The organism is Hymenobacter properus (genome assembly GCF_015694735.1).
Classification (GTDB): Bacteria; Bacteroidota; Bacteroidia; order Cytophagales; family Hymenobacteraceae; genus Hymenobacter; species Hymenobacter properus.
The window spans coordinates 137,278-149,891 of sequence record NZ_JADQDP010000005.1 but is presented as its reverse complement, the minus strand read 5'-3'; the positions used below and the strand labels follow the sequence as shown (position 1 = coordinate 149,891).

The following is a 12,614-nucleotide window of genomic DNA, read 5'->3' as shown; positions in this document are numbered from 1 at the left end:
GCCCAATACCATGCGCCGCCTTTCTTTTTTATGGCTGAGTGCCACCTTTTGCAGCTTCAATAATCCGAGCCCAGTGCCGCAACGGCCGGCCGGCTTAGTCTATGCCTGGCAAGCGCAGCCTGGCCCCGCCAGCCAGACCCTGGCGGCGCGGTTTGCAACACCGGCCGGCTGCCAGCGGTTGCCGGTGGCAGCGGGAAGTTGGGGAGAGTGGCTGCGCTACTTGCCTCTTAAACCTGCGGGGACAAAAGCCCGGCTTTACAATGGTGGCCTGAAAAACCGGCAGGATGTGGTGGCCGCCGTGGCCGACATCGACGTGGGAACTCAGGACTTGCAGCAGTGCGCCGACGCTGTGATTCGCCTGCGGGCCGAATACGTGTTCAGCCGCGACCCCAACAAGGTACATTTCCACCTCACCACGGGCTACGATTTCTGGTTTTCGGATTTTGTGGCGGGCCGCACGTTTCGGGTGGTAAATGAGGAAGTGCTGCCCGCTACCCGGCCTGCTGAGGCCCCCACGCATGCAGCGCTGGGCCGCTACCTGCTGCCCACTTTTGGCTATGCGGGCACCAAGTCACTGAGCCGCGAGCTGCGCGCGGTGCCGCTGCCGCAGGTGCAACCGGGCGATGTGCTCGTCCACGGTGGTGCGCCCGGGCACGCGGTGCTGGTGGTGGATGTGGCTGAAAATCCCACTACGCACCAGCGATACCTGCTGCTGGCCCAAAGCTATATGCCGGCCCAGAACATTCACGTGTTGCGCAACGTGGACGCGCCGGCTTTGGGCGCGTGGTTTGCCGTGCCGGGGCCAGCTGAGACGCAAGTCGATACGCCGGAATGGGTGTTTGGCCGCGATGAGCTGAAGCGGTTTGAGCTGTAACAACGGAGCCGCGCCCAACTGAGCCTGCCCCGCCCCTACCTCGTTCAGCCGATGGACTGAATACTCGCCGCGTTCAGCTCTGCAAAATCCTGAATCACGCGGTCGGCCTGGTGCAGGTCCTGGCTCTGCGAATGGGGACTAGCGTAGGCGATGCAATAGATGCCGGCCGCCTTGGCCGCCGCAATGCCGTTGGCGGCGTCCTCAATGACGATGCACTCGGCTACGGGGGTTTCGGCCAGTTCGGCGGCTCGCAGGAAGATGGCGGGGTGGGGCTTGGATTCGGCAAAGTCCTCGCCGCTGACAATGTGGGCGAAGTAAGGCCGCAGTTGGAAGCGGTCGAACACCCGGGCGATGGTGGCCTTCGAGGCCGAGGAGGCCACCACCAACAGCACGTTGTGACGGCGGAGGTCTTCGATGAGGGTGCGCACGCCGGGCAGCAGGTCGAGGCCAGCGTCTTCGTCGAATGACTTGTTGAATAGCTCGCGCTTGCGGTTCACCATGGCTTCTACGTCTTGAGCCAGGTGGTATTTCTCCTTCAGGTGCTGAAATACGTTGCGCGTCGACTTGCCCAGGAAGGTGGCGTACTCGGCCTCCGTGACCGGGATGCCCAGTTCGGCAAACTCAGTAAAAAAGGCATGGTGGTGAATGGGCTCGGTGTCGATAATGACACCATCCATGTCGAAGATGACCGTACGAATCATGCAGACAAAGCGGGAAATAGAGTCGGGCAAAGGTACCGGCTGGCCGATGGCTGCCATACGCCTGCAGCGAAAAATGAAAGTGATAAAACTTTTTTTCAACAAATGATGTATCAACATTAAATGTACATACATTTGTACCGTTAACACCCTAAACAAACGCCCCATCATGGCCCGCACCATTCTGCACCCCGCCAACACCCGCGGCCACGCCAATCACGGCTGGCTCAATTCTTACCACACCTTTAGCTTCGCCGGCTACCAAAACCAGAGCCGCGTGCACTTCGGCGCCCTGCGCGTGCTCAACGACGACACCGTGGCCGGTGGCATGGGCTTCGGCCGCCACCCGCACGACAACATGGAAATCATTTCCATCCCGCTCTCGGGCGACTTGGAGCACCAGGACTCGATGGGTAATAAAACGGTCATCCGCCAGCACGACGTGCAGGTGATGAGCGCCGGCACCGGCGTGGCCCACTCCGAGAAAAACCACAATGCCAATCAGGAAGTGAAATTCCTGCAAATCTGGGTGTTCCCGAAGTCGCGCGGCATCAAGCCCAACTATGGCCAGGAAACCTTCGCCCCGGAGGCCCGCCACAACCAGCTGCTGCAAGTGGTGTCGCCCGAAGGCGACGGTACTAACCCCCACATTCATCAGGACGCCTGGTTCCACATCGGCAACCTCGATAAGGGCTTCCGCACTGACTACGACCTGAAAAAAGCTGGCAACGGGGTTTACGCTTTCGTGTTGGAAGGCGATGTAACCATCAACGGCCAGGCCCTGCACCGTCGCGACGGCTTCGGCATCTGGGAAACCGATAAGCTGGAAATCAGCGCCGACAGCAACGCCGAGTTGTTGCTGATGGAAGTACCCATGGAGTTTTAACTTTTATGACAGTAGTCGGTATTGGGTAGTCAGTAATCAGATGTAACGTCTGTCATCCTGAGCGCAGCGAAGGACCTTCGCACGTTAGCCTGACGTGAGGAGGTCCTTCGCTGCGCTCAGGATGACAGACGCCCCCAACCAAATCCGACTACTGACTACCCAATACCAAATACCCAAAGAATGAAACCCGCCACCACCACCTACCCCGTTCACGAGCTCATCCGCAACCGTTGGAGCCCACGCTCCTTCTCGGCCCAGCCCGTGGAGCCGGACAAGCTGAACCACGTGTTTGAGGCCGCCTCCTGGGCCTTCAGCGCCATGAACCTGCAGCCCTGGCAGTACATCTACGCGCATAAGGCGGACACCGAAGCTTTCCAGAAGATTGTGGATTGCCTCGTGCCCGGCAACCAGCCCTGGGCCAAAAATGCCCCCGTACTCATCATTGCCCTGGCCCGGACCACCAACCCCGACGGCACCCCCAACGGCGCGGCCCTGCACGACCTGGGCGCCGCCAACGCCAACCTCATGCTCGAAGCCACAGCGCTGGGCCTCTACGGCCACCTCATGGGCGGCTTCGACCGCGAGAAGACCCGCCGCGAATTCAACCTGCCCGATTCTCTCACACCGGTGGTGGTGATGGCGCTGGGCTACCTCGGCGAGGCTGAGCAACTGGAAGAGCCTTTCCTGAGCCGCGAGAAAGCCGCCCGCAGCCGCAAGCCGCTGGCCGAGTTTGTGTTCCAGAACGAGCTGCCCGCTGCGCAATGAAAACCCGCCTCACCCGCGCCGCCGACCGTGGCCTCAAGGACATCGGTTGGCTGAAAAGCAACCTCTCGCTCAGCTTCGGCCCGTATGCCGACCCGGAGCGCAGCGGCTTCGGCCTGCTCCGCACCTTTAATGACGACGTGGTGCAGCCCGGCGGCGGCTTCGGCATTCACGGGCACGCCAACATGGAAATCATCTCAGTGATGCTGGCCGGCAGCATGAACCACAAAGACACCCTGGGCTACACCGAAGTGGTGCACCAGGACTGGGTGCAAATCATGAGCGCCGGCAGCGGCCTGCGCCACGAGGAGCACAACGTGGGCGACACCGACGTGAACTTCCTGCAAATCTGGATTGAGCCCAAGCTTCAGAACATCGGCCCGCGCTACCAGCGCCGCTACTTCCCCGAAGCCCAGCGCGCCAACCAACTCACCACCATCGTGAGCAACGAGGAAGGCACTGCGCACTGCTGGATTAACCAGAATGCCAAGCTCTCGCTCGGCTACTACCCCGACGCCCAAACCGTGGATTACACCTTCAAGCCGCTGAACAAGTTGCTGTTTCTGTTCGTCATCAGCGGCTCGGTGACGGTGGCTGGGCAGGCAGTGCAAGAGCGCGACAGCCTCGGCATCTGGGACACGGACAGCGTGAGCATCGAAGCCGCTGTCGGTTCACGGTTTTTGTTGATTGAGTGCCCCATTAACCATTAGCATGTAGCGCGGACTTTGTAATCCGCGCTACATGCCGTCAATCCAACGTTCCGTGGCGCGGACTAAAATGTTCGCGCTACATTTTACCAACCCAAACGCGCCGCTGCTCCGGTAACAGGAGCAGCGGCGCGTTTTGCATTTCCCTCTTCTGATAAACTACTACCGCCCACCACACGTACGCCAAGCTCATCCTTTCCTTCCTTATCATGGCCGAAACCACACTCAAAGCCGTCGCCGCCAAGATGGCGAAGCTCGACATCACCCTGCTCTCCACACACACCAGCCGGGGCCAGCTCAGCACCCGCCCCATGAGCAACAACGGCGACGTGGAATACGACGGCAACTCCTACTACTTCACCTACGAGGGCTCGCGCACCGTGCGCGACATCGCCGAGAACCCGCACGTCAGCTTGGGCTTTCACGGCCCCGACTACCTCTTCGTATCCGTGGTGGGCAACGCCACCCTTATCCGCCAGCGCGCTACCCTCGAAAAGCACTGGCTGCCCGAGCTGAAACGCTGGTTCAAGGACGGCATCGACACGCCCGGTATCGTGCTGGTGCGGGTGCAGGCCAAGCGCATCAAGTTCTGGCACGGCGATGAAGAGGGCGAGCTGGTGCTCTAGCTGCCCCCGTCCGCGTGGTTTCGCCCGCCATTTATCCTAGGCCCGCTGCTCCGGCAGTGGGCTTTTTTGTTGTTGCCTTGGCCAGGGCTTGAGCTTTTCAACAAACCAAACATGAGCTTTTCAACAAAGCGCCTGCTCTTTGTGAGCAGGACCTTTGTCATGAACTTTAATCATAAGAACTCATGAACAACGTTTGGTTTATCACCGGTAGCTCCCGCGGCCTGGGCCGCAGCCTCACCGAAGCCGTGCTGGCCCAGGGTGGCCGCGTGGCCGCTACTGCCCGCCGCCCCGAGCAGCTGGCCGACCTCGTGGCCCAATACGGCAGCCAAGTGCTACCCCTGGCCCTCGACGTAACCGACCACGCTCAGATTGCGGCGGCCGTGGCCGCCGCCGTGGCTCATTTCGGCCGCCTCGACGTGGTGGTGAACAACGCCGGCTTCGGCATCACCGGCGCGGCTGAGGCCTACACCGAGGAGCAGGTACGCAGCCAGCTCGAAACCAATCTATACGCCCCCATTGCCGTCACGCGCGCCGTGCTGCCTTATTTGCGCCGGCAGGGCAGTGGCCACATCCTGCAAATCAGCTCCATTGGCGGGCGTGTGGGCAACGCCGGCGTGAGCATCTACCAGGCTGCCAAGTTTGGGCTGAGCGGCTTCAGCGAGGCCCTGGCCAAGGAAGTGGCTTCGCTGGGCATCCGCGTGACGGCGGTGGAGCCCGGCGGCTTCCGCACCGACTGGGCCGGCGCCTCCATGGCTTACGCCCCCACCATCGACGGCTACGAACTCGTGAATCAGCGCGCCGAGTATTTCGCCAGCGGCAACTTCGTGCCCCTGGGCGACCCGGCCAAAGCCGCGCAGGCAATGATTGACCTCGTGCAGCACCCCCACCCGCCGGTGCACCTGGTGCTGGGCAGCGAGGCCGCCGCCTTCCTCCGCCAAGCCGATGCCGACCGCCGGGCCGAGTTTGAGCAGTGGCTGCCCGTCACCCTCTCCACCGACCACGACGAGGCCGAAAACTTCTTCGCTACCGAAGTGGGTAAGCTCTACCAGGTGAAGCCCCAAAACCAGCAAGCCGCGGAGTAGCGCGGCGCGGGACCTTATATTCCGTGTTTCGCTCGAAAGTGCCCATGCCCAACATCTCGCCCCGCCCGCCCATCCTCTACTCCTGCTACCACAGCCGGAGCCGGGAAGGTGAGCAGTTCATCCCCGAGCATGTGCTCAGCTACCAGCTGGCCGGCACGCTCACCACCTACGACGGGACCCGGGAGCAGGTGTTTCGGCCCGGCGACCTGCGCCTGACCAAGCGCAACCATTTGCTGAAGTTCAACAAGCAGCCACCCGAAAACGGCGAGTTCAAAACCCTTTCCATTGCCCTCGACCAGGACACGCTGCGCAGCTTCAGTATCGAACACGGCTACCAGGCTCCGCCGCATCCCCCGGCCGCTGGCCCCGCCATCGTGGAGCTGCCAACTACGCCCCTTTTCCAAAGCTATTTCGATTCTCTGCAGCCCTACGAGCAGCTGGCTGAGCCCGGCAATGAAGCCCTGATAACCCTCAAAGTGCGCGAAGCCCTCCTGCTCCTACTCAAAACCCGGCCCGAATTGCAGGATGTGCTGTTCGACTTTGCCGCCCCTGGCAAAATCGACCTCGAAGCCTTCATGCACCGCAACTTTCATTTCAATGTGCAGCTGCCCCGCTTCGCCTACCTCACCGGCCGCAGCCTCGCCACCTTCAAGCGGGATTTCGAGAAGATATTTCAGCTTTCGCCCAGCCGCTGGCTGCAGCAGCGCCGCTTGCAGGAAGCGCATTTTCTAATCAAGGAAAAAGGCAAAGCCCCCTCTGAGGCCTACCTCGAAGTGGGCTTCGAAGACCTGTCGCACTTTTCCTTCGCCTTCAAAAAAATGTACGGCGTGGCGCCGTCCCGCATCTGACTGCCCCTCTCAGGCAGCTACCGACTTACGCTGGTGCAATCGGTTTGTTGCTCAACAAAAAAGGCCTTTCCGCTGCGGTGGAAAGGCCTTTTTTTATTTTTTTAAATAAATTACTCGCCCAGTTCGCGGTATTTGGGCATTTCTTCTGGCTCCGAAAGCAGGCCGGTGGTCAGCAGCGTGGCCCCAATGGCCAGGAAGGTATTGCGAGCCTTTTTGTTCTTCGAGAAGCCAAACAGCCACGGCGCGCTCAGGCTGGTGAGGGCCGTCACTACATCGAGGGCGAGGTGGGTTTTGAAGGGCACCGATTTCACCAGGCCCCACTCGGCGCGGGTGCAGGCCGTGAGGGCCAGAATGCCGCTGCCCAGCACATAGCTCAGCACGCTGGCTTTTTTGTTGTCGGCAAAGCCAATGAGGGCGGGCGCAGCGGCCACCAAAGGGGCGGCTGAATAGTCGAGGACGCCATGCATCTGGCGGGAAATAGGCTTGCTCATTATAAGAAAACAATAGAAAAGTGGAAAGGAAAAGGAACGTGAATCAGTGAGAGGCTAACGGCAGCCCGATGGCAAAGGATATGGCCCAGCTTAGTCAGCAGCGGCTTTTTTAAGCCGTTTCAATGGCTGAAGCTATTCCTGAAAAACGGCTGAATAGTGCTGATATTCCACGGCCTTTCCCGTTGCTTGAATATATTTGGCAACGGCCATGAGGCCTTTTTTTACCCTTTCCTCCCCTTTTCTTATGGCCGACAAACACCTCGTGGTGCTCACCGGCGCCGGAGTCTCGGCCGAGTCCGGCATCCGCACCTTCCGCGACACCAACGGGCTTTGGGAAGAGCACCGCGTCGAGGACGTGGCCTCGCCCGAAGGCTTTGCCTGCAACCCGGCTTTGGTGCTCGAATTCTACAACCAGCGCCGCGCGCAGGCCCGCACCGTGCAGCCCAACGCCGCCCACCTGGCCCTGGCCGGTTTCGAGGAAGCCCCCGGCTGGCGCGTGAGCATCATCACCCAGAACGTGGACGACCTGCACGAGCGGGCCGGCTCCAGCCACGTGCTGCACCTGCACGGCATGCTGAACGAGATGCGCTCCGTGGCCGACGAAGCCACCGTGTACTACTGCGACGGCGACATCCACGTGGGCGACCTGGCTCCCGACGGCACCCAGCTGCGCCCGCACATTGTGTGGTTTGGCGAGATGGTGCCCGCCATTGAGGAAGCCGCCGAAATTGTGAGCACCGCCGACGCCCTGCTCATTGTGGGCACCTCGCTGCAAGTGTACCCCGCCGCTGGCCTGCTGCACTACGCCCCCGCCACCTGCCCCGTCACGGTCATCGACCCGCACCAGCCCGAAGCCGGCCGCCGCGGCGTGCGCTACGTGGCCGAGCCCGCCAGCACCGGCGTGCCTAAGGTGCTGCGGGAGTTGGCTGGGTAGAGGAACAAACCCTGTCATCCTGAGCGCAGCGAAGGACCTTCTCACCGAAGAACTATTGTAAGTTATTACTGCTACTGACGTGATAAGGTCCTTCGCTGCGCTCAGGATGACAGACAATTAGTTACGTATCACTCTCCCCCGCATGAACCCTCCCCCCGGCCGTAGCTTCTGGCGCGAATTCTGGCCCAAAGCCCTCATCCTCGCGGCCATCGTCGCGGGCCTGTGGCTGCTGGAGCATTTTGGCTACATTCGCCGCTGGTAAACTGCTCCTATGGCCTCAGCCTTTGCCCACGCCGCCTTGGGTGCAACCCTCGGCAAGCTTATTCTGCCCCAACGCCAATACTGGCCCTATTGGGTGGCCGCCGGCATCTGCGCCGCTCTGCCCGACGTGGACTCCATTGGCTACCGCTTGGGCGTGCCCTACGACAGCCTCTGGGGCCACCGGGGCCTCACCCACTCGCTGCTGGCCGCCGTGGTGGTAGCAGCCGTGGGCGTGCTGCTCAGCCGGTTGGCTCGCCCTGGCCAGCGTCCCAGCGCCGGGCGGCTGGCGCTTCTGCTCTTTCTGGCCACCGCCTCGCATGGTTTCCTAGATGCCATGACCACCGGAGGGCTGGGCGTGGCCTTTTTCAGCCCATGGCACCTGGAGCGGTATTTCTTTCCCTTGCGGCCCATCAAGGTGTCGCCGCTGAGCATCCGGGCTTTCTTCGGGGCAAAGGGGCTAAGGGTGCTGGCCAGCGAGGTCATCTGGGTGGGCCTGCCGTGCCTGTTGCTGCTGGGCGCACAGCGCTGGGGCAGTCCTAAATCGCTGGCTTCGGCCGAAAAATAGCGGCGAGCTTAAGTTACGCATACTTTACCCCGCGTTCTGCGTACTCCGGTGCATATCCATACCTTATGCGCCTACAATTCCTCTCCGCGCTGGCCGCGCTCGGGCTTTCTGCCGGTACGCTTGCGGCTCAAACCACTTCGCCAGCCCACACCGTTTTCCTACTCGGCAACACCGCCCAAGCCGATATTCCGCCCGCCCGCCTGCAGCAGCTGCGCCGGGTGCTGGAGCAGCAAACCGGCCCCTTCACGGTGGTGCACCTCGGCGATATTGTGGGCAATACGGGCCTGGTTTCGAAAAGCGATACCGCCCTGGCCCAGGCCCAGCGCGACCGCGCCGACCAACTCATTGCGCTGGTGAAAGGCCTGCCGCAGGGCAAAATCTACTTCCTGCCCGGCGACAAGGACTGGGCCAACTCCGGCCCCGACGGCCTGAAAACCGTGCGCCGCCTCGAAAAGTACATCGAGAAGCAGCTACCCGGCCAGAACGCCTTCATCCCCACCAACGGCTGCCCCGGCCCCGAAGTGGTGGACGTGGCCCCGCAAGTGCGCCTCGTGGCCCTAAATACCCCGTGGTTCACTCACCCCTTCGACCGCCCCGAAGCCCCCGATACCGACTGCAAAACGCTAACGAAAGAGGAGTTCCGCGAGCAGCTGCAGGACCTGATTGACGACTCCAAGAACAAGAACGTGCTGCTGCTAGGCCACCACCCCGTGGTGAGCAACGGCGTGTACGCCGGCCACGAGCCGCTGTCGCGCCACTTGAGCCCGCCGGTGTTCGGCACCATCTACGCCGCCTACCGCCAGAACGTGGGCACCCCGCGCGACCTGGCCAGCCCCGGCTACCAGGAGCTGAAAAAGGAACTGCTGAATACCCTGCAAAGCAACCCCGGCGTGATTTACGCCGCGGCCCATGACTATAGCCTGCAGCTTACCCCCTTCCAGGGCAACTACCATGTGGTAAGCGGCAGTTTTCTCAAAGATGAGCACGTGGGCGCCAAAGGCCAGTCGCTCTACAGCAAGAGCGAGGAAGGCTATACCACCCTCGAATACTTCGCCGATGGCACTGTGAAGACGCACATCTTCACCTTTGGAAGCGGCGACCAGGCCGTGAAGGACGCCTACACTGGCACACTGTTCCGCTCCGCCTGCGCCGGGGCAGCCGATTCCAAGGCCCCGCAAAACCCCTTCATCACCACCTGCCCCGGTGCCACGCAAGCCGCGGCCGAGGCTAAGCCCGATACCCCCTTCCAAGCCACGACCACCGTGGTGCCCGGTCCGGAGTACAAGCCTACGGTTAGCAAGAACTTCTTCATTGGTAAAATCTACCGCTCCTCGTGGCTTCAACCCGTTACGGTGAAGACGCTGGACTTGGGCACTGAGAAGGGTGGCCTGCGCCCCACTGGCAAGGGCGGCGGACGCCAGACCACCTCGCTCAAACTCATTGCGGCCGACAGCTCGGAGTACGTTTTCCGCTCCGTGGACAAGGACGTGACCAAGATTCTGCCGCCCGAGCTGCGCAATTCCATTGCGGCCGATGTGCTGCGCGACGTGACGGCCACGGCCAACCCGTACAGCAACCTGCCCATCAGCTACATGCTCGACCAGACGGACATCTTGCATGCCCGCCCGCGCCTGTTCCGCCTGCCCGATAACCAGCAGCTTGGTGCCTACCGCGCCGAGTACGCCGGCCTGCTCGGCACCCTCGAAGACTCGCCCAAAGACCCCAAAGCCAATCTGCCCGGCTTCGGCAACTCCGATGAGGTGACGCGTAGCTTCGGCCTGTTCCGCAAGCTGTACAAGGACCACGACAACCACGTGGATGCGCCCGCCTTGGCCCGCGCCCGCGCTTTCGACATGCTGGTGGCCGACTTCGGCAAGCACGAAGACAACTGGAAGTGGGCCGGCTACAAGCAGGCCAACGGCGGCACGCTCTACCGCCCCATCCCGCGCGACCGGGACCAGAGCTTTACCCTTTGGAACGGCTTCCTCACCTACCTGGCCAACCGCGAGTGGGCCGTGCCCAGCATCGAGGGCTTCAACACCGAGTTCCAGGACATGAAAAGCCTGAACTGGCCCGCCCGTCACCTGGACCGTTTCCTGCTCCAAGGCCTCACCCGGGAGCAGTGGCAAGAGGCTGCCAAGTACCTGCAAGGCAAAATCACGCCCACCATTATCGACGGTGCCACCGCTCAACTACCCGCTGAAATTCAGGACAAATCGGGCAACGACATTAACCGTAAGTTGAAAGCCCGCATTCAGGAGTTGCCCAAGGCCATCGACGAGTATTACCTGCTGCTGGCCCGGCGCGTGGATGTGGTGGGCTCCAACAAAGGCGAGGTATTCCAGGTGAACCGGCTGCCCGACGGGCAGGTGCGCGTGCAGATGTTTGACCGCGCCGGCGACACCGACAACCCCAAGGGTTCGGCCCTGTTTGACCGCACTTTCAAGCCCAACGAAACCAGGGAAGTGTGCCTCTACGGCCTCGGCGGCAAGGACGTATTCACGGTGACGGGCGACGGCGGCAGCCACAGCATTCTGGTACGCGTCATCGGCGGCGACGGCAAGGACAAGATTACCGACAGCTCCAGCGCCGCCGGCCTGCGCACCCTCACCAAAGTTTACGACCTGCCCGATACCGAAATGCAACTCGGCAAGGAGGCGGACAACCGTACCAGCACCCGCCCCGGCGTGAATGCCTACGACCGGGAACAATTCGAATTCAACTCCTACAAGCCAAGCATCGGCTCGGGTTACAACCGCAACGACGGCTTCACGGCCAGCGCGGGCATCACCTTCCTTACCCAGGGCTTCCGCAAGCCAGGCTTCAAAAACCAGTATTCCGTGCTGGGCGAAGTGAGCACCGGCGGGCAGCGCCAGCTCACCCTCAGCACCCGGCACCGCTACGCCATCGGCAAGATTGATGTGGGTGCGGCGGCCAGCTACGGCAACTACTTCCCCTTCTACAACTTCTTCGGCCTGGGCAATGACACGCCGCTCGACCAGAACAAGTACGACGTGAAATTTTACCGCGCCCGCTACCGCGGCGTCACGCTCAACGGCTTCCTGGAGCGGGTGTTTCTGCAGCGCAGCGTGCTGCGTGTGGGCCCCACTTTCGAGTACTACGTCACCGATTTTGCTCCCGACAGCTACCTGGGTCAGCTTCAAAATGCTGACGTCGAATTATTTAATGTCCCCAATGCCAGCACGCAGCGCTTGCTCGGCCTCAACGGCGTGTTCGACCTCGACCTGCGCGACCGCCAGGCTTTTGCCCGCCGCGGCGTGCGCCTGCGCGCCCAGCACGACACCTACCGCCAGCTCTCGGGTCCGCAACGCACCTTCGGCCTCACCCAGGGCTTTGCCGAATACTACGGCACGGCCAAAATTGGCATCCCCATCACACTGGTGGTGAAAGGCGGCGGCGCTAAAAACTACGGCCCCGACGCCGACATTCCCTTCTACAAATTCGCCTCACTAGGCTTGCGCGAGGGCCTGCGCGGCTACTACCGCAACCGCTTCAGCGGCGACGCCAGCCTCTACTACAACACCGAGCTGCGCCTCGCCCTGGGCCAGGTGAAAAACGGCTTCCTGCCCTTCTACTACGGCGTGTTCGGCTTCTACGACCAGGGCCGCGTGTACTACCAAGGCTCCTCGCCCACCGGCTGGCACAGCGGCTACGGCGGGGGCGTATACATCGCGCCGGTTGTCGAGACGTTGGCCTTCGCCATCTCCTACCAGAAGTCGGTCGAAAGCACCCTAATACAGTTCGGTCTGGGCTTCCGCATCGACAAGTAGCCCGGTATGCTGGCGCGCGTCTCGGACGCGTGCCGGCATACCCAGTACCCAAACGCAATGCTTAGGCTTACCTTTGGGCTTTTATTTAA

The 12,614-nt window shown here is 61.8% G+C and carries 12 protein-coding genes; 10 read left to right on the top strand and 2 right to left on the bottom strand.

Features of this window, described 5'->3' with window-relative positions; all coding sequences use genetic code 11:
- The first annotated feature begins 10 nt into the window (after positions 1-10).
- Entirely contained in the window at positions 11-874 is an 864-nt protein-coding gene (locus I2I01_RS20330) for a DUF4846 domain-containing protein (protein ID WP_196288354.1), read from the top strand.
- Positions 875-918: 44 nt separating this feature from the next.
- Here I2I01_RS20330 and I2I01_RS20325 read toward each other — a convergent pair whose 3' ends face one another.
- On the bottom strand, positions 919-1,575 hold the full coding sequence (locus I2I01_RS20325) for an HAD family hydrolase (RefSeq protein ID WP_196288353.1): 657 nt from the start codon (positions 1,573-1,575) through the stop codon (positions 919-921).
- Positions 1,576-1,741: 166 nt separating this feature from the next.
- Between I2I01_RS20325 and I2I01_RS20320 the strand changes: the two genes are divergently transcribed.
- From I2I01_RS20320 to I2I01_RS20295, 6 genes are all read left to right on the top strand, one after another.
- Entirely contained in the window at positions 1,742-2,458 is a 717-nt protein-coding gene (locus tag I2I01_RS20320) for a pirin family protein (RefSeq protein WP_196288352.1), read from the top strand.
- A 180-nt stretch (positions 2,459-2,638) separates the two neighbouring features.
- Positions 2,639-3,223, top strand: a complete 585-nt coding sequence (locus I2I01_RS20315; RefSeq protein ID WP_196288351.1) for a nitroreductase family protein — start codon at positions 2,639-2,641, stop codon at positions 3,221-3,223.
- Positions 3,220-3,930 carry a pirin family protein gene (locus tag I2I01_RS20310; protein WP_196288350.1) on the top strand — a complete coding sequence of 237 codons (711 nt, stop codon included), beginning with the start codon at positions 3,220-3,222 and terminating at the stop codon, positions 3,928-3,930. Before I2I01_RS20315 ends, I2I01_RS20310 begins: the two co-directional genes overlap by 4 nt.
- Before the next feature lie 206 nt (positions 3,931-4,136).
- The gene (locus I2I01_RS20305; RefSeq protein WP_196288349.1) at positions 4,137-4,553 is read left to right on the top strand and encodes a pyridoxamine 5'-phosphate oxidase family protein; all 417 of its coding nucleotides are present in this window, start codon (positions 4,137-4,139) and stop codon (positions 4,551-4,553) included.
- A gap of 182 nt (positions 4,554-4,735) precedes the next feature.
- The gene (locus tag I2I01_RS20300; protein ID WP_196288348.1) at positions 4,736-5,635 is read left to right on the top strand and encodes an oxidoreductase; all 900 of its coding nucleotides are present in this window, start codon (positions 4,736-4,738) and stop codon (positions 5,633-5,635) included.
- 23 nt (positions 5,636-5,658) lie between these two features.
- On the top strand, positions 5,659-6,483 hold the full coding sequence (locus I2I01_RS20295) for a helix-turn-helix domain-containing protein (protein WP_211538067.1): 825 nt from the start codon (positions 5,659-5,661) through the stop codon (positions 6,481-6,483).
- Between the two features lie 110 nt (positions 6,484-6,593).
- Here the strand turns inward: I2I01_RS20295 and I2I01_RS20290 are convergent, their stop codons facing one another.
- A complete protein-coding gene (locus I2I01_RS20290; protein ID WP_196288347.1) occupies positions 6,594-6,974 on the bottom strand; it encodes an SPW repeat domain-containing protein in 381 nt (126 codons plus the stop codon).
- 244 nt (positions 6,975-7,218) lie between these two features.
- On the opposite strand from I2I01_RS20290, the gene I2I01_RS20285 reads away from it, so the two are divergent.
- The 3 genes from I2I01_RS20285 to I2I01_RS20275 all read left to right on the top strand — a co-directional run bounded on the left by I2I01_RS20285 (position 7,219) and on the right by I2I01_RS20275 (position 12,525).
- A complete protein-coding gene (locus tag I2I01_RS20285; protein ID WP_196288346.1) occupies positions 7,219-7,908 on the top strand; it encodes an SIR2 family NAD-dependent protein deacylase in 690 nt (229 codons plus the stop codon).
- A 271-nt stretch (positions 7,909-8,179) separates the two neighbouring features.
- Complete coding sequence (locus I2I01_RS20280) at positions 8,180-8,734, top strand: metal-dependent hydrolase (protein ID WP_196288345.1); 555 nt, start codon at positions 8,180-8,182, stop codon at positions 8,732-8,734.
- A 65-nt stretch (positions 8,735-8,799) separates the two neighbouring features.
- A complete protein-coding gene (locus tag I2I01_RS20275) occupies positions 8,800-12,525 on the top strand; it encodes a ShlB/FhaC/HecB family protein (RefSeq protein WP_196288344.1) in 3,726 nt (1,241 codons plus the stop codon).
- The last annotated feature ends 89 nt before the right edge of the window (positions 12,526-12,614 follow it).

Bases quoted from the DNA above. Each gene is read 5' to 3' on its own strand.
- I2I01_RS20315 (WP_196288351.1), top strand. From the start codon at position 2,639: ATGAAACCCGCCACCACCACCTACCCCGTTCACGAGCTCATCCGCAAC.
- I2I01_RS20285 (WP_196288346.1), top strand. From the start codon at position 7,219: ATGGCCGACAAACACCTCGTGGTGCTCACCGGCGCCGGAGTCTCGGCC.
- I2I01_RS20305 (WP_196288349.1), top strand. From the start codon at position 4,137: ATGGCCGAAACCACACTCAAAGCCGTCGCCGCCAAGATGGCGAAGCTC.
- I2I01_RS20280 (WP_196288345.1), top strand. From the start codon at position 8,180: ATGGCCTCAGCCTTTGCCCACGCCGCCTTGGGTGCAACCCTCGGCAAG.
- I2I01_RS20290 (WP_196288347.1), bottom strand. From the start codon at position 6,974: ATGAGCAAGCCTATTTCCCGCCAGATGCATGGCGTCCTCGACTATTCA.
- I2I01_RS20325 (WP_196288353.1), bottom strand. From the start codon at position 1,575: ATGATTCGTACGGTCATCTTCGACATGGATGGTGTCATTATCGACACC.
- I2I01_RS20300 (WP_196288348.1), top strand. From the start codon at position 4,736: ATGAACAACGTTTGGTTTATCACCGGTAGCTCCCGCGGCCTGGGCCGC.
- I2I01_RS20320 (WP_196288352.1), top strand. From the start codon at position 1,742: ATGGCCCGCACCATTCTGCACCCCGCCAACACCCGCGGCCACGCCAAT.
- I2I01_RS20330 (WP_196288354.1), top strand. From the start codon at position 11: ATGCGCCGCCTTTCTTTTTTATGGCTGAGTGCCACCTTTTGCAGCTTC.
- I2I01_RS20310 (WP_196288350.1), top strand. From the start codon at position 3,220: ATGAAAACCCGCCTCACCCGCGCCGCCGACCGTGGCCTCAAGGACATC.
- I2I01_RS20275 (WP_196288344.1), top strand. From the start codon at position 8,800: ATGCGCCTACAATTCCTCTCCGCGCTGGCCGCGCTCGGGCTTTCTGCC.